Raw genomic sequence first — 21725 nt, 5'->3', positions numbered from 1 at the left:
TACGAAGGCGACGAATCTTTCCTAGTTTCTGAAGGTACTGAAGCGACTAACAAGCTTTGGGCTAAGGTAATGGAAGGCATCAAACAAGAGAACGCGACTCACGCTCCTGTTGATTTTGATACTTCAGTTATCTCTACCATCACTGCTCACGATGCAGGCTACATCGAAAAAGACCTAGAAACTATCGTAGGTCTTCAAACTGACGCTCCTCTAAAACGTGCGATCATCCCTAACGGTGGTATCCGCATGGTTGAAGGTTCATGCAAAGCCTACGACCGCGAGCTAGACCCACAAGTTAAAAAAATCTACACAGAATACCGTAAAACTCACAACCAAGGCGTTTTCGATATCTACACTCCTCAAATCATGGCGTGTCGTAAATCTGGCGTACTGACTGGTCTTCCAGATGCATACGGTCGTGGTCGTATCATCGGTGACTACCGTCGTGTTGCTCTATACGGTATTGACTTCCTAATGAAGGATAAATTCGCGCAGTTCTCTTCTCTACAAGAGCGTTTTGAGAACGGCGAAGACCTACAAATGACAATGCAGCTTCGTGAAGAGATCGCAGAGCAACACCGTGCTCTAGGTCAAATCAAAGAAATGGCTGCAAAATACGGTTGTGATATTTCTCGTCCTGCTGAAACTGCGCAAGAAGCTATTCAGTGGACTTACTTCGGTTACCTAGCTGCTGTTAAATCTCAAAACGGTGCGGCTATGTCTCTAGGTCGTACTTCTACGTTCCTAGACATCTTCATCGAACGTGATATCGCGGCTGGTAAGCTAACTGAAGAACAAGCTCAGGAAATGATCGACCACTTCGTAATGAAACTACGTATGGTTCGTTTCCTACGTACTCCTGAGTACGATGATCTATTCTCTGGCGACCCTATCTGGGCAACTGAGTCTATGGGTGGTATGGGTCTTGACGGTCGTACGCTAGTTACTCGTACAAACTTCCGTTTCCTAAACTCACTATACACTATGGGTCCTTCTCCAGAGCCAAACATCACTGTTCTTTGGTCTGAGCAACTACCTGAAGGCTTCAAGAAGTTCTGTGCGAAAGTATCTATCGATACTTCTTCTATTCAGTACGAAAATGACGACCTAATGCGTCCAGACATGAACTCTGACGACTACGCGATCGCATGTTGTGTATCTCCAATGGTTGTTGGTAAGCAAATGCAGTTCTTCGGTGCTCGTGCGAACCTTGCGAAAACAATGCTTTACACCATCAACGGTGGTGTGGATGAGAAGCTAAAAATCCAAGTTGGCCCGCAAATGCCTAAGATCGAAGGCGATGTTCTTAACTACGATGAACTGTGGGAGAAAATGGACCACTTCATGGATTGGCTAGCGAAACAATATGTGACTGCACTAAACGCTATCCACTTCATGCACGATAAGTACAGCTACGAAGCGGCACTAATGGCTCTACACGACCGTGACGTTAAACGTACTATGGCTTGTGGTATTGCTGGTCTATCTGTTGCGGCTGACTCACTATCTGCAATTAAATACGCAAAAGTTAAGCCAATTCGTGACGAAGACGGTCTAGCAATCGACTTCGAAATCGAAGGCGATTACCCTAAATTCGGTAACAACGACCCACGCGTTGATGACATTGCATGTGAACTTGTTTCTGTATTTATGGGCAAAATCCGTAAGCTTAAGACTTACCGTGATGCAATCCCTACTCAGTCAATTCTTACTATCACTTCAAACGTGGTTTACGGTAAGAAAACTGGTAACACGCCTGACGGTCGTCGTGCTGGTGCTCCATTTGCTCCAGGTGCAAACCCAATGCACGGTCGTGACGAGAAAGGTGCTGTAGCATCACTAACTTCAGTTGCTAAACTGCCGTTTGCTGACGCACAAGATGGTATCTCTTACACATTCTCTATCGTACCTAACGCACTAGGTAAAGATGAGGGTTCACAACGCGCTAACCTTGCTGGTCTTATGGATGGTTACTTCCACCACGAAGCGGGTATCGAAGGTGGTCAACACCTAAACGTGAACGTTCTTAACCGTGAAACTCTAGAAGACGCAGTTAAGCACCCAGAGAAATACCCTCAGCTAACAATCCGTGTATCTGGTTACGCTGTTCGCTTCAACTCTCTAACTGCAGAGCAACAAGCTGACGTAATCGCGCGTACATTCACTGAGTCTCTATAAGACTATAGCGAAATAACGTTCTAGTAATACAACAAAGGCTGATGCTAAGTAGCATCAGCCTTTTTTTATTTCTTGAATGAAAGTTGTGATATCGCGAAAGACTTTTGCCCGCATTCTTACGTATGATGCGAAAAAAGTTAGCAAATAAAGTCTATGAGATTTAGTAAATTAATTATTCTTACCCTTCTTTCTCCAGTTGCAATAGCATCCACTAAGTCTACGGTTTCTTTTACCATCGACAACGATGGTATTTTTGGAGTCGATCAAGACTATACGAATGGTGTTTTCCTTTCTTACGCGACAGACCAACTGACACAAGAAAGCCAATGGAAATGGCTGAGTCTAGCTAACTCAGAGCACGCCAATATCGATAAAATAGAGTTGGTTCTTGGCCACAAGATGTGGACTCCAAGCGACATTGAAGCCGATTATCCACTAATCAATGATCGCCCATATGCCGGTTACCTACACACCGAAATCAACTACCTTTCCCTAACGAGTGACAAAGCTGTACGGTACAATTTCACCATAGGAACTACGGGTGAAAGTTCGCTATCAGAAAAGGCGCAAGAAATCGTTCACGGCATAACAGGATCGACGGACCCTCAAGGTTGGGATTACCAGATTGAAGATAAAGTTGCGTTCAGCCTTGGTTACCGCGTATTTAACAAATTGATGCGCAGCGAAGAACAAAAAACACAATGGGAGATCACCAACATTAACGACATCAATGCGGGTAACTTCCGTAGTGATGTCTCTCAAGGCGTCATGTTTCGTTGGGGTACAAACCTAGCGAATAGCATCGGAGCAGCCAATATCAGTGTCGAAAGCCCTTTCTCAGCAAGTATGATCGCTCAGAACACGTCGAGTTGGTTCTTGTTCACCGGGTTTGAAGGTCGTTACCGCTTTAATGACATGACTATCGAAGGAGATCGTCCTGGCATTCCTGAACCGTCAGCGCCATACGACGTCACACTGCAAAATTGGCAAGCAAGTGCCGTCGCGGGGGTATCTTGGTACAACCAAAATTACGGTGCAAGCATCACCTTTACGATTAAAACACCGGATTATGAAGAAGCCCAAACCGATGTTTATGGGACAGGCTCGTTCTCCGTGTTCGCCTTTTTCTAAAAACTGGATTATCCCAGCATCGAAGTCAATCTAGATACACGGCAAGTTCTCGGGGTAGGTATTAACCACCTCGTGTTCAAGCGTTTATGTAGATTGGCTCCATCTATTTTCTTTCTTCAAATAACCTTGCCTTTAGTACCGACAAAGCTGTTTTAACCCTGCTTTTTGTAATAAAATAACAGCTAGAATTTACTAGTAATGAGAGCAAAAGATGTCAACAGCTGGTCGTATTCACTCATTTGAGTCATGTGGTACCGTAGACGGACCTGGTATTCGATTTATCGTCTTCTTGCAAGGTTGTTTAATGCGCTGTAAGTATTGCCATAACCGCGATACTTGGGACACGCATGATGGCAAAGAAGTCACGGTTGAAGAAATCATTTCCGAAGCGAAAAGTTACCGCCACTTCATGAATGCATCAGGCGGTGGCGTTACTTGTTCTGGCGGCGAAGCGATGCTTCAACCGGAATTCGTACGTGATTTTTTCCGCGCTGCTAAAGCCGAAGGCATTCATACATGTCTAGATACTAACGGTTATGTTCGTAAGCACACTGATGTTATCGATGAAGTACTGGATGCAACAGACTTAGTCATGCTTGACATCAAACACATGAAAGACGAAGTGCACCAAGATCTCATTGGTGTATCCAACCGACGCACATTGGACTTTGCTCGTTACTTGCAAAAAATCGGAAAGAAAACATGGATTCGCTATGTCGTCGTGCCTGGTTACACAGATGACCTAGAAGCAGCACACATGCTTGGTGAATTTATTAAAGACATGGATAACATCGAAAAGGTCGAGTTACTTCCTTACCACAAATTAGGGGCTCATAAGTGGGAAGCGTTAGGCTTAGAATACCCACTCGAAGGCGTAAACCCGCCACCGAAAGAAACCATGGATGAAATTCAATCCATTCTTGCTCAATACAACGATAACGTAAAATACTAAGTGAACCGCAAGACTAACCTCTTTAAAATACCAGCTTATTGCTGGTATTTTTTTGATTATATCTAAGCCTTATCAGTGAGTTTCTCTGCGGTCATTTAGGTATAAAAAGAACGATAGAAATGATTGCGTCATGTTCGCATAGGAAGGAAGTAACATGGATTTGTTTAACTTAGGCTCTCTTGTTGTCTCAATTTGGATAGTAGTAGTCTACTGCCTACCAGATTGGAAAAAAGTCGTTTGGCCCAAACTGGAAAAAGAAAAAGGATTTCAGCACCTCGTTTTTGCAACGCTCTTCTTTTTCAGTATTTTATGGACAGCTCAAGCAGGTGTAAAAGAAGGATTACAGATTCATTTTCTTGCACTAACAACGCTGACGATGATGTATGGTTGGCGCATGGCATTTCTACTCAGCATTCCCGCTATGTTGGTCAACCACCTACTACATGATGTGTCCTTGCTACTCTTACCCACGTCGTTAGTTCTATCAGCCCTAATTCCGATTTTCATTAGTTACTTAGTGTTTCTTCTGAGTTACCACTACTTGCCACGAAACATTTTTGTTTTCATCTTCGTTGCTGGATTTTTCAATGGCGCGATAACAGGAAGTCTGCACCTCATCATTAACTCTTTTTATCACCTATCAGTTGGTCACTACGATTGGGAAACCATTCAACATAACTACTTTGTTTTTGTGCCGTTGCTCGCCTTTCCTGAAGGTCTACTAAATGGTATGGCACTGGCGGTTTTAACCGTATTCAAGCCAGAGTGGCTGAGAGTATTTTCAGACCGAGACTACATATACAATCATTACCATAAATAAGTGTTTTCAAACTGGTCAAAAGTGACAGTTCTTGCCATTTTTTAGTATTAAATATGTGTTGAGATCATGTTTCACTCATGTCTTAAGCGTTAACCTAAGCACATTAAAAATGTATTAGATATCTAGTGAGGTCACCATGGAAATGTCAAACGCTCAACGTTTGATTCTATCAAACCAATACAACCTTATGTCTCAATTTGATCCAAGTAATGCGGCCAAATACAAACGCTTACAAACGATCGTTGAACGTGGTTATGAACTACAAATGCGAGAGTTGAACAAAGATTTCGGCTGCCTCTCAGAAGCAGAATGTCGTGAGATCATCGACGTTATGGAGATGTATCATGCGATGCAAGAATCTTACAACATGCTAGACAATGAAGACCGCAGCAACGTAGATCAGCGCCGCTTGAAGTTCTTGGGATTTGATATCGCTTCAGAAGCGCAACAAGTACATTACGTACGTTTTCTCATCGATTCTGAAGGTTTGTACCCTCAGTTTGACAAGGCAGATCATCACTTTAACAGCCAAATGCCGATGCTAGATAAATACCGCCGTATGCTGCAAACTTGGCGTAACTGCCCTCGTCAGTATCATTTATGTGAAAACGAACTAGCGCAAATCTTCAGCGCATAAAATGGTCGTCTAAGAATGAGGAGAGCGCCCGCTCTCCTTGTTATTTACCCTGTCACAAACTTATCTAAGACTTTGCTCTCTTCCTACCTCTTTCACTTACCTTGCTCAATGTAGAACAACGAATCACTGAGACTCTTCTGTCTTTGCCAAATATTTGATTTCTATTGCACCTATTCACGACATAAATTCGTCCTTAATAAAAGAGTGATTCAAATGTCACTTTTACAATAAATTCATAATTGTTAAGCAAAATTGCAAATCCCCGACTAGGCTTAAGTAGAGAAAGGCTGTGATTGAAAAATTCATATCCACCGCTCACCGTTGTAACGAAAAAACCGTCCATAAAGCAAAGTCTTTGGTGTCGCCAATCTTACATTCTGTACGAACCAAATGTGATAACAGGACGTATATTCAAACAACAACGAGCATAACTGTTGGTGGAAAGCCTGAATCAACGTTCGTCGGTAGACTGACTATTAAAGGGGAAAGCGACATGAGTATTTTCGACCACTATCAATCAAGATATGAAGCTGCAAAAGATGAAGAGATGTCGTTACAGGAGTTTTTAGCCCTGTGTAAAGATGACAAAAGCGCTTATGCTAATGCAGCAGAACGCCTACTGATGGCGATTGGTGAACCAGAGATAATCGATACGGCAAAGGATCCGAGACTAAGCCGAATCTTCTCGAATCGTGTTATCTCTCGTTATGAAACCTTTAAAGACTTTTATGGCATGGAAGATGCCATAGAACAAATTGTGTCTTACCTAAAACATGCGGCGCAAGGCTTAGAAGAGCGTAAGCAGATTCTTTACTTACTCGGCCCTGTAGGTGGCGGTAAGTCTTCGCTTGCAGAAAAGCTTAAGGCTCTGATGGAACAGATGCCTATTTATGTTCTTACTGCTAACGGCGAACGCAGCCCAGTGAATGACCATCCGTTCTGCCTATTCAAAGCCACAGAAGATGGCGATATTTTGAAAAAAGAATATGGCATCGAGCACCGTTATCTTCGCTCGATAATGTCTCCTTGGGCCGCTAAACGTCTTCACGAGTTTGGTGGTGATATCACCAAATTTAAAGTAGTGAAAGTACGCCCTTCTATCCTTGACCAAATCGGTATTGCCAAAACTGAACCAGGCGATGAAAACAACCAAGATATCTCATCATTGGTTGGTAAAGTCGATATTCGTAAGCTTGAACACTATTCGCAAGACGATCCAGACGCTTACAGCTACTCCGGTGCGCTGTGTAAAGCAAACCAAGGTTTAATGGAATTCGTTGAGATGTTCAAAGCACCAATCAAAGTGCTTCACCCGCTGTTAACAGCAACGCAAGAAGGCAACTTCAACGGCACAGAAGGCCTTTCTGCGATTCCATTCGACGGTATGATTCTGGCTCACTCAAACGAATCTGAGTGGCAGACCTTCCGTAACAACAAGAACAATGAAGCGTTCTTGGACCGTGTTTATATTGTGAAAGTACCTTACTGTCTACGTGTTTCAGAAGAAGTCAAAATCTACCAAAAACTTCTTGAAAACAGTGAGTTGTCTCAAGCCCCTTGTTCACCAAGCACGCTCGAGACTCTGGCACAATTCAGTATTCTTTCTCGACTTAAAGAGCCTGAGAACTCGTCCATCTTCTCTAAGATGCGCGTATACGACGGTGAAACGCTGAAAGATACGGATCCAAAGGCAAAAAGCTATCAAGAGTATCGTGATTATGCTGGTGTCGATGAAGGCATGAACGGTCTCTCAACACGTTTTGCCTTTAAGATTTTGTCACGCGTATTTAACTTCGACCAAACCGAAGTGGCAGCCAACCCTGTACATCTATTCTATGTGATTGAACAACAGGTTGAGCGCGAACAGTTCCCTGCTGAAACAGCAGAGAAATATCTCGAGTTCTTGAAAGGCTACCTAGTACCTCGATACGTTGAATTTATCGGTAAAGAGATTCAGACCGCTTATCTTGAGTCTTACTCTGAATACGGCCAAAACATCTTCGATCGATATGTCACCTATGCAGACTTCTGGATTCAAGATCAAGAGTACCGAGATCCAGAAACTGGTCAGCTATTTGATCGCTCTTCACTGAATGCTGAGCTAGAGAAGATCGAAAAAACAGCTGGTATTTCTAACCCGAAAGATTTCCGAAACGAAATCGTTAACTTTGTGCTTCGTGCGAAAGCGAATAACAATGGTCAAAACCCGGTTTGGACCAGCTACGAAAAACTGCGCACAGTAATCGAGAAGAAAATGTTCTCCAATACCGAAGAGCTACTTCCGGTTATCTCATTTAATGCGAAAACCTCTTCTGAAGATCAGAAGAAGCACGACGACTTTGTCGCTCGCATGATGGAAAAAGGCTATACCGAGAAACAGGTTCGCCTACTTTCTGAGTGGTACCTACGAGTACGTAAGTCATCCTAACCCAGTATTGAGTTAGGTCGCTTGTGAAACATGAAGAGGGCTATTTCATGGCGCAATTTATAGACCGAAGGCTCAATGGCAAGAACAAGAGCGCTGTTAATCGACAGCGCTTCTTGAAGCGCCACAAAGAGCAAATAAAAGAGTCGGTAGCAGACGCAGTGAATCGACGCTCGATTACGAACACGGAAACGGGCGAAGACGTCTCTATCCCTCACAAAGACATCAACGAGCCTATATTTCATCAAGGCAAAGGTGGTGTTCGCGAACGAGTTCATCCCGGTAACGACCAATTCATTACTGGTGATAAAATTGAGCGTCCCAAAGGTGGCGGTCAGGGTAGCGGCTCAGGAGAAGGGAACGCCAGTCCAGATGGAGAAGGCCAAGACGAATTTGTATTCCAAATATCAAAAGATGAGTACCTCGATATTTTGTTCGAAGATCTCGAGCTGCCTAATCTAGAAAAAAACCAAATTGCCAAAATCACTGAATGGAAAACACACCGTGCAGGCTTTCAAACTGCCGGTATCCCTTCCAATATCGCCGTAGTACGTTCTCTGCAACAATCTCTTGCGCGCCGTACTGCAATGACTGCCGGTAAAAAACGACTTCTTAAAGAGTTAGAAGACGAACTTGCTCGCATCAAAAATATTGAACCTGCTCAGCAGTTTGAAGAGAACCGCTTGAAGGCTGAAATTGAAGAACTGCGCAAGAAAATCGAAAGCGTGCCGTTCATCGATACCTTCGACTTACGCTTCAAGAACTATGAGAAACGCCCGGTACCATCGAGCCAAGCGGTCATGTTCTGTCTAATGGACGTATCCGGTTCGATGGATCAGGCAACGAAAGACATCGCAAAACGCTTCTATGTTCTTTTGTACTTGTTCTTAACTCGTACCTACGAGAATGTCGAAGTCGTCTTTATCCGCCACCATACCCAAGCGAAGGAAGTGGACGAGCACGAATTTTTCTACTCACAAGAAACCGGGGGCACCATTGTATCTAGCGCACTCAAGTTAATGGATGAAATAGTAAAAGAGCGATACCCGATTGGTCAGTGGAACATATATGCAGCTCAAGCATCCGACGGTGACAACTGGGCAGATGATTCGCCAAGGTGCCGGGATCTATTAGTGAACAAGTTACTTCCAAACTGTCAGTACTACTCTTACATAGAGATCACACGGCGCTCGCACCAAACTCTATGGCATGAGTACGAAAAACTCACTGAAGAGTTTCCTAATTTCGCAATGAAAAACATTCGCTCTGTGGAGGATATTTTCCCAGTCTTTCGTGAACTATTCCAAAAAGAAACGGCGTAAGGAGGCTAGCGATGAATACCGCAACGAGAAACCTCTCAGGAGAGGCGCCTAAGAAGCGTAACAGTAAAGTGTTGCCAGATGGACCAGATTGGACATTTGAGCTGTTAGAGCGATACCACAAAGAAATTAAGCGTGTCGCGGAGCATTATCGCCTAGACACTTACCCTAACCAAATAGAAGTGATTACTTCAGAACAGATGATGGATGCCTACTCAAGTATCGGCATGCCAATCAATTACAATCACTGGTCATTTGGTAAAAAATTCATCCAAACAGAGCAGAACTATAAACATGGTCAAATGGGGCTAGCCTACGAGATTGTGATTAACTCCGACCCTTGTATTGCTTATTTGATGGAAGAAAATACGGTAACAATGCAAGCACTCGTTATAGCGCACGCGTGTTACGGCCATAACTCTTTTTTCAAAGGTAATTACCTATTCCAAACGTGGACTGACGCCAGTTCTATTATCGACTATCTGCTGTTCGCCAAAAAGTACTTAGCCGAATGTGAAGAACGATATGGCGTAAAAGAAGTGGAAAAGCTGCTCGACTCTTGTCACGCGTTAATGAACTTTGGTGTAGACCGCTACAAGCGTCCAGAGAAAATCTCAATTACAGAGGAAAAAGCAAGACAAGAAGAACGCGAAGCATACCTACAATCTCAAGTTAATGAGCTTTGGCGCACGGTACCAACAGCCAAGACGAAAGAGGAAGACATTAAAGAGCGATTCCCAAGCGAGCCTCAGGAAAATTTGCTCTACTTCTTCGAAAAACATGCTCCGTTGTTAGAGCCATGGCAACGTGAAGTTGTTCGGATCGTCCGTAAGATCAGTCAGTATTTTTATCCGCAAAAACAAACGCAAGTCATGAATGAGGGCTGGGCAACGTTCTGGCACTACACCATACTCAACCATCTTTATGATGAGGGCTTGGTGTCTGAAAAGTTCATTCTAGAGTTCTTACATAGCCACACCAGTGTCGTGGCTCAGCCGCCTTATAACAGTCCTTACTTTAATGGCATTAACCCCTACGCGTTAGGCTTTGCCATGTTCCGAGATATTAAGCGTATCTGTGAAGAACCAACTGATGAGGACAAGGAGTGGTTTCCAGACTTGGCAGGAACCGACTGGTTAGATGCAGTGCATTTCGCGATGCATAATTTCAAAGATGAAAGCTTTATTAGCCAATACCTTTCTCCGAAATTAATGCGTGATTTCAAGTTGTTTGCGATCAACGATGATGATCATAAGAACTTTATTGAAGTCGCTGCGATACACGATGAGATGGGTTATAAACGCATTAGAGAAACCCTAGCCGCTCAGTATAACTTATCTAATCTTGAGCCAAACATTCAGGTGTTTAATGTCGATGTCCGTGGTGATCGCTCACTTACGTTGCAGTACGTTCCTCACAACCGCATCCCACTTGATGATAGTTACGAAGAAGTTCTAAAGCACGTGTATCGATTATGGGGCTTTGATGTCATTCTCCAAGAAGTGAAAGACACCGGTCACCGAGAGGTGTTAGCGACCTGCCCTAAACGGAACCAATACGACACTAACATTTAACTAATACCGCGATACAAGTAAAACAAAAAGGCTCCTAATTCAGGAGCCTTGTTTATTCTTAAATCTATATGAGCATTTGTTACGCTTGCTTCTCAACAATCGCGCGCACGGCTTCTAGGTCTTCGGGCGTATCAACCCCTGCCGCTGGTGCTTCTTTCGCTACCGCCACATGAATTTTTTCACCGTACCAAAGCACTCGCAGTTGCTCAAGACACTCAATCTGCTCTAATGCACTTGGTACCCAGTTGACATACGTATTAATGAAACCAGCTCTATAAGCATAAATACCAATATGACGCATTAATGGGTTGGCAATAGTTTTGTCTTGTTTAGCAAAGTTATCGCGATCCCAAGGGATGGTTGCTCGACTAAAGTACAACGCATAGCCTTGCTCATCTGCGACAACTTTAACAGAGTTCGGGTTGAACACTTCCTCTTCCGAGTCTATTTCTACAGCTAACGTCGCCATCGGGGCTTCACACCCAGATAAGTTATCAGCAACCTGACGAATGATGGACGGCGGAATCAAAGGCTCATCCCCTTGCACATTAACAATAATGTGGTCTGACGGAATAGCCATCTTTTCAACAACTTCGGCAAGACGCTCCGTACCTGATTCGTGGTGGGGAGAGGTCATACAAACTTTACCACCAAATGACGAAACCGCTTTCGCAACACGCTCGTCATCAGTTGCAACGATGACATCTTCCGCACCCGCTTGTAGCGCTTGTTCATAAACCCACTGAACCATAGGCTTACCACCAATATCCGCTAGCGGTTTACCAGGCAAACGGCTCGATGCGTAGCGCGAAGGGATGACAACCGTAAAAGACATTAGCGTCCCTCATCCATGCTCATAGTGCGAGCTTCAGGCTCTAGCAGAACTGGAATACCCTCTTTGATCGGGTAAGCGAGGCGATCCAATTTGCAGATCAACTCTTGATTATCTTTATCGTACGTCAGCTTACCTTTGCAAACAGGGCAAGCTACAATCTCAAGTAGACGGTGATCCATAAGCCGCTTTAACCTCTTTTATTCTATTTAAAATTTGCTCTGCATCGTTTGATTCAAACTGGGCAGATACAGGCAGATACCACCAATTATCTTGCGCATAATGGCTGCACTTGACGGCATCTTTCTCGGTCATAACCACATTGGTCCCTTGTTGAGCCAATGCTTCTAATTCTTGTTGATCAAAGTCTTGATGGTCAGCAAAACCTTTTGTGACTTTAACATCTGCGTTCATCGAGTTTAGTGTATGAAAAAAACGCGGAGGATGCCCAATGCCCGCAAATGCGACGAGATCTTTCAACTCCGAGACATCCACATGTTGCTTAGTCTTAAGATTAATAGCTTTAGAGGGTGCTAAAGCCATTGCGATTTCGCCCGTATGCGCTTGACCGCCATTGGTGATGATAAAGTCGACTTCTTTAAGTCGCTCAATACCTTCACGTAAAGGACCTAATGGAATCAGGCTTTCATTCCCAAACCGGCGATTCCCATCCACAATCACTAACTCAATATCACGGCCTAACGCATAATGTTGTAATCCATCATCCGTAATTATGATATCCACATCCAAATCTAGCAGTGCTTTCACTGCATTTGAACGCACAGGATCTACCGCAACAGGTGCTCCTGTACGGCGATGAATCAACTTAGGTTCATCGCCACAATGCTTCGCTGGCGTATCTTCTTTTAGCACTAACGGATAGGCAGGAGCCTTTGCCCCATAACCACGAGAAACAACCCCCGGCTTAAAGCCCATTTGCTGTAGTTGCTCAACAAGCCACACAACAACTGGTGTTTTACCATTGCCACCAGCAGTGATATTGCCAACCACAACAACAGGTATTGGCGCATTATAAGCTTGCTTGCGGCCAGTTTGGTATTGCTTTCGCTTTGACTTGCTTATCGTTCCAAATAATAAACTCAGTGGCCACAAAAGCGGCCACAAGAGGTATTTTATTGGATGGTTTTCAAACCAGATTTTTTCAATCACCGCGCTTATTCACCAAACTGAATACGGTGCAATTGTGCATACGCACCATTTTTCTTAATAAGCTCAGCGTGGTTGCCACGTTCAATGATGGCACCATCATCAACCACAAGAATTTCATCGGCTTTCTCGATTGTGGATAAGCGGTGCGCTATTACAAGTACCGTTTTATCTTTTTGCAGCTCATCAAGTGCAGCTTGAATAGCTCGCTCGGATTCGGTATCCAAAGCCGAAGTTGCCTCATCAAGAATCAACACTGGAGCATCACGCAATAGAGCTCGCGCAATCGCAACACGTTGGCGTTGACCACCAGACAAGCTAGCACCATTTTCACCAATCATGGTATCAAGTCCATCATCCATTTTGCCGATGAACTCCATCGCATGCGCGAGTGTTGCCGCTTTCTCGATATCACTGCGCTCGTATTGGCCATCCGTTGCGTACGCAATATTGTTTGCTATCGTGTCATTAAACAAATGAACATTTTGCGATACTAGTGCAAATTGCTGACGTAAATTCTTTAGCTCGTAATCACGAATATCATGCCCATCTAATGTGATAGATCCACTGTCAACATCATAGAAGCGGTTGAACAAGTTCGCGATGGTACTTTTACCTGAGCCAGAACGGCCAACTAGCGCCACCGTTTTTCCTCTTGGAATATCGAAGCTGACATTTTCCAATGCTGGTTTTTCTGCACCAGTGTAAGTAAAGCTTACATTTTTAACTGAAACATCGCCATTTGCGCGTTCAACTGTCAACTTACCTTCGTTTTTCTCAGGCTCGAGGTCAATTAACGCGAAGAGCGTTTGGCTCGCGGCCATACCACGTTGGAACTGAGAAGTAACGTTAGTCAGCGCTTTAAGTGGGCGCATCAGACCAAACATTGCAGAGAAGACAACAGTAAATGTACCTGGAGTCAGTTGCTCTTTAATCGAATCAATACTTGCTAAATAAAGAACGGCAACAATTGCAAGTGATGCAATCATTTGGATGATAGGGTTAGCCGCCGCTTGAGCCGTCACCAACTTCATGCTTTGTTGACGCATTTGGTTGCTGACTTTTTCAAATCGTTGACGTTCGATGTCTTGGCCGCCATAGCTCAACACAACTTTATGGCCTTTCAGCATCTGCTCTGCTGATGCAGTTACGTTACCCATCATGGTCTGCATATTTTTGGATATTTTTCTAAAACGTTTAGAAACAACACCAATACCCCATGCCACAACGGGAGCAACAGCAAACAGCACTAGCGACAATTGCCAGCTGTTGTAAAACATCAAGACTAACAGACCAATGATACTTGCGCCTTCACGCACAATGCTCACCAACGCTTGGCTAGTTGCCGCTGATACTTGCTCTGAGTCGTAGGTTATACGCGACAATAAGTTGCCCGTCTTTTCCTTATCAAAGTATGACACTGGCATGTGCATAAAGTGATTGAACACCATGCGACGGACTTGCATAACTACGTTGCCAGATACCCAGCTCAAACAGTAGGTGGAGACAAATCCACTTATGCCACGGATGAACATCATGGCAAAAATAATCAATGGAAGCGTGCGTAAAAAATCAGATTCAGCGTTCCCAAAACCTTCATCGAGTAGTGGTTTTAGTAGGGAAATCATATAGGTATCTGATATGGCATTAATAACTAATGCAATGACTGCAACGACAAGACCTGACTTATAAAGGCGAATAAATTGCCATAGACGCTTAAACGTCTGCCAAGTCGTTTCATCAGTATTTATCGACATAGAAGTGCTTTATTTTCTTACATTAAGACTCTCATTCTACTCCCTTACGCAGCATCTGCCTATACCAAGGCTCAAATGTATCGCTACGTTTGGTTTCTGAGCGCCAATTATCACGGTGAATAAAGAAGCTTACCTGACCACCCTCACCAGTATCAAGCCAAGTAATGCCAAGCTTTCGGTATGAAGCAACGACACTTTCCGCTGGCATTCCCCATCGATTGTTTTTTGCTAAAGAAGCAACCGCCACACTCGGGCTCACCGCCTCGATAAATCGAGGATTCGATGAACTTTTACTCCCGTGGTGAGGGACTAGCACCACATCGCTTTGTAACTTTCCGGGTTCTCTAAGCAAAATCCACTCGCTAATGGCCTCAATATCACCAGTAAAAAGCATACTAAAGTTAGAAATAGGGTCAGTAAGTCGTAATACACAGGAGTGCGGATTATACGCACGTTGAGCAAGTGCAGGAGGCCAGAGCACTTCCATGTTTAATCCTTGCCATTTCCATTGGTCACCTCTAGTGCAAGGCTCATATCCGATAAAGAATTGACTACTAAGTTTACGCTGTGGAGAAAAGGCATCTTCAATGAAAAAGCGGCCGCCTGCGTGATCATTATCGAAATGGCTTAGAATCAGTGTATCTATGCTTTCATAACCTCGTTGATGCAAAACCGGAGTGACGACCTGCTCTGCGATACTGCCGCTTTGCCATGCTTTACCAGTGTCATACAGCAACACCTTGTCGTCTTTTTCTACAACCACTGCAAGGCCATGACCTACATCTAATACATCGATACGCCAATGCGGTTCATACTCCGATGCAAGCTTGATACTAATAACGATGCCGAGTAACAAATACCACGCGTACTGAGACATGAACCGTTGAAATATTAAGCAAACCACTATCGCCATAACCAGCATTGTCATTTCCATGCTAATAGGTTGCCAAGAACCTATTGCGTACTGTATTGACGTGCTCAATGGCTGTAATGACCAGTCCACCGAATGCCACAGAGGCTTCGCTATCACTTCAAGAAACAAAGATGAGAACAGGGCTAGAAACATCAAAGGTACAACGATAAATCCGAACCAAGGAATAAATACCAAGTTGTAGGCTATTGAGGACAAACTAAAACCGGAGAAGAAATGGCCACTAACAGGTACGATTAAAGCGCTCAACATCAATTGAGTAAGCAATAACGCTTTTAATCGCTCTTTCCAACCTCCCCTTTGATGTCGAATCAAATTAATTGCGAACAATACCGCACAAACGGAGAGGTACGATAACCAAAAGCTCATACTGTAGGATGCAAAAGGTTGGACAAGCAGTTGTAGAGATACTGCAAGCAAAAGAACTCGCCAAGAAGTCCAGTGCACCAGAGTATACTTCAGGAGAACGTAAACAACGCATACCGACACTGCTCGCGTAGTAGGCAGAGAGAAATCCGCTAACCAAGCGTAGGCAACAGCGAAGATCAGCCCATATAAGCTAGGTAACAACTGGTATTGGGGTAATAGATAACGAACGGTACCGCCCACGACTAGCCCAAAAGTAAACGCCATACCAATATGTAAACCAGAAATGGAGACCAAATGCAGTAAACCACTGTCCCTGAGCGCTTGCCAATCTTCCTCAGACAACCAAGAACGGTCAGCAAAAACTAACGCACTTATTAACGAGAAATGATGAAGGGAAGACACATCATCAGCGACATCGGCAATAATGGATTGACGCAGAGATACATTAGAACGAACAATCCACTTAGCGTCTTTGTTAACAACCGCTCGGGCGATAATATTTTTACCCATCGCGTGCTTTTCAGCATCAAAGCCAGCTTCGTTGCGTAGACCTGTAATCGGCTTTAACGAGATGGATGTCGTAAACTCACTGTTAACATCGAGTGGAAAAGGCGTAATAAGACGGATTTTAGGTTTAAGAAAAGGTAACAGAGTTTGAGAATTTACCGCTTCTATCGCGACAATACCTTCATAACCGTGACTTATTTGCGTAAAAGGGCTGTCAACTTTACCAATTATGGTAATATTCTCCCCTGCTTGAAAAAGGGCTTGTCTCTGAGACTCCAATACATTGCCGTGGACGATGACAACCATAAAGCCCGCAATTGCGCCTATGCTAATTAAGCCACGACGTAATTTGATTATTGAGCCAGTGGTTATTATTCCCAGCAGCAACCAACGCCAATCTGGTATTGTCGGCCACCAAGCCGACGAGATTACGCTCGCTACAAATAACGCCAAGGTCCAACTTTTTTCTGAGAGAGTCATGCTGTCCTATGCCTAGAAAGCTGATAAAACGCTTCATGCCAGATCATGAATTGATCAAACGCCAAAAAGCATTGAAGGTCTTCGGCAATGTGTTGTACAACCCGAACTTGTGGTGCTTAAACCGCCGCTCGGCATCAGGGGCTTTTGCTGTCGGGTTATTTATGGCTTTTGTTCCGCTGCCGAGCCAAATGATCATGGCCGCTGGCTTGGCCATTATGTTGGGTGTCAATCTGCCCCTCTCCGTCGCTTTGGTATGGATCAGCAACCCTATCACTATGCCTGTGCTATTTTACTTTGCGTACAAGCTAGGTGCTCTAGTGATGCGTCTTCCCCCGCAACCTTTTCACTTTGAACTATCGTGGGAATTCATCATGCAGCAAATGAGCACCATTGGACCTCCATTTCTATTGGGCTGCGCAATTTGTGGGGTTGTATCCGCGATTATTGGCTACTTCGGAATTCGAGGGCTTTGGCGCTACTCAGTGGTACGGAGCTGGCAAAAACGCAAAATAAGATAAGACCTTACTGCGTAAAAATCAGCATTTGAGCTATCAGTTGAGGAGCATCTAACAGTTAGAATGAAACGCGATGTTACTCAAGTCGGATAAATACAAAAAAGGACCGAATTCGGTCCTTTTTGTTTTTCGCATATTGTAAAACAATCAGCTATTTAGAACTCAGTACAGCCGCCGGATTCAACCTTGCGGCACGCGAAGCAGGATACCACGTCGCAAGTAAACTAAGCACTATCGCCGTCACTGACACCAATGCCACATCTGGCCAGTGTAGTTGTGATGGTAAGAAGTCAACAAAGTAAATATCACCCGATAAAAACTGATGACCGATTAAGCTCTCTAGCCCTTTAATTAACGGAGTCAGGTTCAACGCCACTAAGACACCGATAACACTGCCGACGAGACTACCAAATACACCAGAGAACACACCTTGCCAAACAAAGATCCGTTTGATAAGGCTATCTTTTGCTCCCATTGTTCGCAAAATTGCAATTTCCGCCGCTCGGTCTTTCACTGCCATCATCAACGTAGACACAATATTAAAACATGCCACGCCAATCACCAGTACCATCACCAAGTACATAATGGTGCGCACGAGCTGAATATCGCGATACAAAAAACCAAACTTTTGCTGCCAGCTTTTCAAATACACGTAAACGTCAACCATGCTACCAACCTCGCGAACAATAGAAGGCGCATTGAGAACATAGTCAGTTTTTAGTGAAATGCCAGAGACCCCTTCCCCTAATCTCGCGTATTGTTGAGCATCCGCTAATGGTACTAACGCTAGAGAGTGGTCGATTTGGCCATTCAACGTTAAGAATCCTGACACCTTCACGCGCACACGCTTAGGAGCCTGCACTTTATTTGCGCCGCCTGTTTGCGGAATCATCAACGTAACGTAATCCCCCACGGCGACATTTAGCTCGTTTGCTACACCTCGGCCTAAGATCACTTGCTGCTGACCGGCATAAAAGTTTTGCCAAGCTTCTTGGTCAATAAAATTCGATAAGCTCGACACCGCTTGCTCGAAAGTAGGCTCTACGCCACGAACTTCTATCGCTTTTAGCTTACTGCCTTTTTCTGCCAAACCCGTAAAACGAACGTACGGTGCTGCCGCAACAACATGTTCATGTTTTAGAGCTTGATTCATCGTTTTGGTGTAGTTATGAAGTGGTCCATTAACACCTTCTAACTCGCCGTGTGGAATCACAGACAACACACGCGACTGCAGCTCGCGCTCAAAGCCATTCATTGCAGACAAACCGATAATAATCACGGCAACGCCAACCGCAATACCAATAGTCGAAGAAAGCGATATAAAAGACACCATCTTGTTGCGCTTTTTCGCTCGACTGAAGCGACCACCAATCATCAAAGCTAAAGAGGTAAACAAAACTAGCCCTCCGCAGATGCTGTATCAGTCACAAAACGATCTACGAGCAAACCATCTTGCATGTGCATTTGACGATCCATTTTTGCTGCCAGCTCTTTGTCATGCGTGACAACCAAAAATGCAATGTTTGACTCTTTATTGAGCTCGCGCATCAAATCATAGATAGACAGTGCCGTATTGTGATCTAAGTTCCCCGTAGGTTCATCAGCCAAGACCAGATCAGGTTTATTCACCAATGCACGCGCAATCGCAACACGCTGACGCTCACCGCCCGATAACTCGGAGGGTCTATGTTGTATCCGATGACTCAAACCAACTTTATCTAACAGCGCTTTAGCCGCCTGTTTTGCATCCGCTACTTTAGCACCGCCAATCATCAGTGGCATCGCCACATTTTCAAGCGCAGTAAAGTCAGCCAACAAGTGATGAAACTGGTATACAAAACCAAGGTGCTTGTTGCGTAATGCCGCCTGTTTGTTCGAGCTCAAAGCTGATAGGTTTTGCCCTAGAAAATCAACTTCACCATGAGTTGCGTCATCTAACGCACCTAAAATATGCAATAAGGTACTTTTTCCCGAACCAGAAGAGCCAACAATAGAAACCAACTCCCCTTTGTCGATATCGAAACTTACGCCTTTCAACACTTCCGTATCTAACGAACCCTCTCGGTAGACTTTACGAATATCACGACATTCTAATAGCTTATTCATAGCGAAGTGCCTCAGCAGGTTTAACAGAAGATGCTCGATAAGAAGGATAAAGCGTAGCAGCAAGGCTAAGAGCAATCGCCAACACCACCACTAAAAGAATTTGCAGTGAATCAATCAAGATGGGTAGATGACCACCAAAGCTGAATAGCGCCACACCAGCAGATTCAAGAATCGCATTTAGATTAAGTGACAAGATCACGCCCGCAGCGCCACCAACAATCGCGCCAATTACACCACTGCTTGCACCTTGCACCATGAAAATGGTCATCACTTGAGATTGAGTCATGCCTTGAGTTTTCAATATTGCGACTTCTGATTGCTTCTCCATTACCACCATGATTAAAGCGGAGATAATATTGAATGCAGCGACACCCACAATTAGACCTAGCATAAGTCCCATCATGTTCTTTTCCATTTTCACCGCTTGGAAAAGCTCACCACGCTGTTCGCGCCAATCACTCCATTCCCATCCATCAGGCATGGGTTGGTCAGCAAAATCCGTCACCATAAATGGGTCAGAGAAAAAGACACGCCAACCAGAAACCGTGTCTTTAGGGAAACGCATCAGCTTAGATGCATCCGTCATGTTCACAATCATTAATTGACCATCAACGTCCGATCCCGTATTGAAAATGCCTGAGACAGTAAAGTTTCGCTGGCTAGGAATACGACCAAGTGGGGTAAACTGCGTCGCGTTGGTCACCATCAAGCGTACTTTATCCCCGATTGAGACCTTTAGTGAACGCGCCAAACTGTGACCCAAAAATACATTGTAGTCACCTGCATGAAGTGACGATAATCGTCCGGCAATCAAATGGTTGCTAATCGGATCGCCTTTCTTAGGTTCAATACCGATGAGGTAACCAGCCGTCAGCTGTGCAGAACTCTGAATAACAGCCTCTCCTCTAACGATAGGCTCCGGCTGAGATTCACTCGACATCGCTTGAACAAATGGAGGGGCAGACTCGGTCATAGGCGTTTTTCCATCGTGTTGCGAAACCACGGCATGAGGTAGCACACCTAAAATGCGTTCTTTTAACTGCGATTCAAACCCGTTCATCACAGAAAGAACCGTCACCAACGCCATTACACCGATCGTAATACCCGCCGTCGACATATAAGAAACAAATCGGCTGAACCTATCTCCAGAGCGTCCCCGAAGATACCTTAAGCCAATAAACAATGAGATAGGATGATACATATAAGACAAACCAACTGGTTGTTTTGATATAAAGCTTTAGCGGATTATCTTACCTTACTCTTCTCATTAAGAAGACAAGAGAATCGCTAAATTTGTCAACGACATGCAATAAGTCTGTATTTAGGGCAAAAAGTTCAAGGACAAATCGGCTAAACTTGATAACTTCATTCAGTTAGCGATAATCAGTGCCCTATTTCTCTTTGTTTGTTGAGTGAACAGGGAGCGCTCACTGGCAAAAGGATCGACTATATGACAGAGCAAGAATACTTTACCGTCCATCATAACCTCACCATCAACGTCGAAACGTTGAGTGCGGACTTTGCTTTGCCAGATGAAGAAACATTTGCCTCCGAAATTCCAGCACCATTTATTGTCGCCAGTGAATTTAGTCACTTAGATATGTTGGCAGACAACGCGCGTCTAGAGCTGAAAAACAAAGAGTTAAAGCATGTGATCAACTTGCTTGATACGCAAAACGCGAAACTTAACCTCTTGTTGAGCTTTATGCTTTCACAACAAGATGACGCCTCCATTCGCTATCAAACGACGCAGTTTGGTGCTAGTCAACTCAGTTTCCGCTCAGATACAGCGTTAACTACTCAACAACTCGTTCGTGTTAAACTGTTCCTCGATCACCCTGCTGCGGCGATTTACTGTTACGCTCAAGTAGAAGAATGTGATGCTTCAGAGCAAGATTTCATTATCACGCTTAGATACAAGATGCTCCGAGAATCTGATCAAGATTTACTGATAAAGGCGGCACTGTATCAACAACAAAAACTTTTACGTCAGCGCTCGATGGAGCGAGATAAAAAATAATTCCT

At 44.2% G+C, this 21725-nt stretch carries 18 protein-coding genes; 10 read left to right on the top strand and 8 right to left on the bottom strand.

Translation table 11 applies throughout. The features are described from left to right. The 8 genes from pflB to R7041_RS10230 all read left to right on the top strand — a co-directional run. Positions 1-2178: formate C-acetyltransferase (gene pflB, locus R7041_RS10265; RefSeq protein WP_318128621.1), on the top strand; the 2178-nt coding region annotated here is incomplete at its 5' end. Positions 2179-2331: 153 nt separating this feature from the next. After that, positions 2332-3309 carry a lipid A deacylase LpxR family protein gene (locus R7041_RS10260; protein WP_005378443.1) on the top strand — a complete coding sequence of 326 codons (978 nt, stop codon included), beginning with the start codon at positions 2332-2334 and terminating at the stop codon, positions 3307-3309. Between the two features lie 211 nt (positions 3310-3520). Next, entirely contained in the window at positions 3521-4261 is a 741-nt protein-coding gene (pflA, locus tag R7041_RS10255; RefSeq protein ID WP_064367976.1) for a pyruvate formate lyase 1-activating protein, read from the top strand. 154 nt (positions 4262-4415) lie between these two features. Continuing rightward, the gene (locus tag R7041_RS10250; RefSeq protein WP_005378445.1) at positions 4416-5081 is read left to right on the top strand and encodes an energy-coupling factor ABC transporter permease; all 666 of its coding nucleotides are present in this window, start codon (positions 4416-4418) and stop codon (positions 5079-5081) included. A 136-nt stretch (positions 5082-5217) separates the two neighbouring features. Then, positions 5218-5718, top strand: coding sequence for a YfbU family protein (locus R7041_RS10245; protein WP_206949126.1), 501 nt, complete (start codon positions 5218-5220; stop codon positions 5716-5718). Positions 5719-6211: 493 nt separating this feature from the next. Next, positions 6212-8146, top strand: a complete 1935-nt coding sequence (locus R7041_RS10240; protein WP_005378447.1) for a PrkA family serine protein kinase — start codon at positions 6212-6214, stop codon at positions 8144-8146. Positions 8147-8193: 47 nt separating this feature from the next. Then, a complete protein-coding gene (locus R7041_RS10235) occupies positions 8194-9465 on the top strand; it encodes a YeaH/YhbH family protein (RefSeq protein ID WP_005378448.1) in 1272 nt (423 codons plus the stop codon). A gap of 11 nt (positions 9466-9476) precedes the next feature. Then, positions 9477-11036, top strand: coding sequence for a SpoVR family protein (locus R7041_RS10230; protein WP_005378449.1), 1560 nt, complete (start codon positions 9477-9479; stop codon positions 11034-11036). 79 nt (positions 11037-11115) lie between these two features. Here the strand turns inward: R7041_RS10230 and kdsB are convergent, their stop codons facing one another. From kdsB to R7041_RS10205, 5 genes are read right to left on the bottom strand one after another with little or no spacing between them, the layout of a single operon-like run. Further along, positions 11116-11871, bottom strand: a complete 756-nt coding sequence (gene kdsB, locus R7041_RS10225) for a 3-deoxy-manno-octulosonate cytidylyltransferase (RefSeq protein ID WP_064367973.1) — start codon at positions 11869-11871, stop codon at positions 11116-11118. Next, positions 11871-12050: a Trm112 family protein gene (locus R7041_RS10220; RefSeq protein WP_005378451.1), complete on the bottom strand. Its 180-nt coding sequence runs from the start codon at positions 12048-12050 to the stop codon at positions 11871-11873. Before R7041_RS10220 ends, kdsB begins: the two co-directional genes overlap by 1 nt. Continuing rightward, positions 12031-13038: a tetraacyldisaccharide 4'-kinase gene (lpxK, locus tag R7041_RS10215; RefSeq protein WP_017820019.1), complete on the bottom strand. Its 1008-nt coding sequence runs from the start codon at positions 13036-13038 to the stop codon at positions 12031-12033. The genes R7041_RS10220 and lpxK overlap by 20 nt, the downstream gene beginning before the upstream one ends. Before the next feature lie 5 nt (positions 13039-13043). Next, entirely contained in the window at positions 13044-14792 is a 1749-nt protein-coding gene (gene msbA / locus R7041_RS10210; protein ID WP_017820018.1) for a lipid A ABC transporter ATP-binding protein/permease MsbA, read from the bottom strand. 31 nt (positions 14793-14823) lie between these two features. Beyond that, positions 14824-17079 (bottom strand): DNA internalization-related competence protein ComEC/Rec2, encoded by a 2256-nt coding sequence (locus tag R7041_RS10205; RefSeq protein ID WP_206949127.1) that lies wholly within the window; start codon positions 17077-17079, stop codon positions 14824-14826. A gap of 8 nt (positions 17080-17087) precedes the next feature. On the opposite strand from R7041_RS10205, the gene R7041_RS10200 reads away from it, so the two are divergent. After that, a complete protein-coding gene (locus R7041_RS10200; RefSeq protein ID WP_005387834.1) occupies positions 17088-17597 on the top strand; it encodes a DUF2062 domain-containing protein in 510 nt (169 codons plus the stop codon). A gap of 148 nt (positions 17598-17745) precedes the next feature. Here R7041_RS10200 and lolE read toward each other — a convergent pair whose 3' ends face one another. The 3 genes from lolE to lolC are packed head-to-tail and all read right to left on the bottom strand — an operon-like array spanning position 17746 to position 20901. Then, positions 17746-18990: a lipoprotein-releasing ABC transporter permease subunit LolE gene (lolE, locus tag R7041_RS10195; RefSeq protein WP_138940029.1), complete on the bottom strand. Its 1245-nt coding sequence runs from the start codon at positions 18988-18990 to the stop codon at positions 17746-17748. 2 nt (positions 18991-18992) lie between these two features. Then, positions 18993-19700: a lipoprotein-releasing ABC transporter ATP-binding protein LolD gene (lolD, locus tag R7041_RS10190; protein WP_025766931.1), complete on the bottom strand. Its 708-nt coding sequence runs from the start codon at positions 19698-19700 to the stop codon at positions 18993-18995. Beyond that, positions 19693-20901: a lipoprotein-releasing ABC transporter permease subunit LolC gene (lolC, locus tag R7041_RS10185; RefSeq protein WP_017820015.1), complete on the bottom strand. Its 1209-nt coding sequence runs from the start codon at positions 20899-20901 to the stop codon at positions 19693-19695. The genes lolD and lolC overlap by 8 nt, the downstream gene beginning before the upstream one ends. Positions 20902-21150: 249 nt before the next feature. Between lolC and R7041_RS10180 the strand changes: the two genes are divergently transcribed. Beyond that, entirely contained in the window at positions 21151-21720 is a 570-nt protein-coding gene (locus R7041_RS10180) for a hypothetical protein (RefSeq protein ID WP_017634743.1), read from the top strand. The last annotated feature ends 5 nt before the right edge of the window (positions 21721-21725 follow it).

The sequence above is a fragment of the Vibrio sp. 1751 genome (assembly GCF_033339895.1).
GTDB classification, from domain to species: domain Bacteria; phylum Pseudomonadota; class Gammaproteobacteria; order Enterobacterales; family Vibrionaceae; genus Vibrio; species Vibrio alginolyticus.
This window is presented reverse-complemented; position numbering and strand designations above follow the sequence as displayed.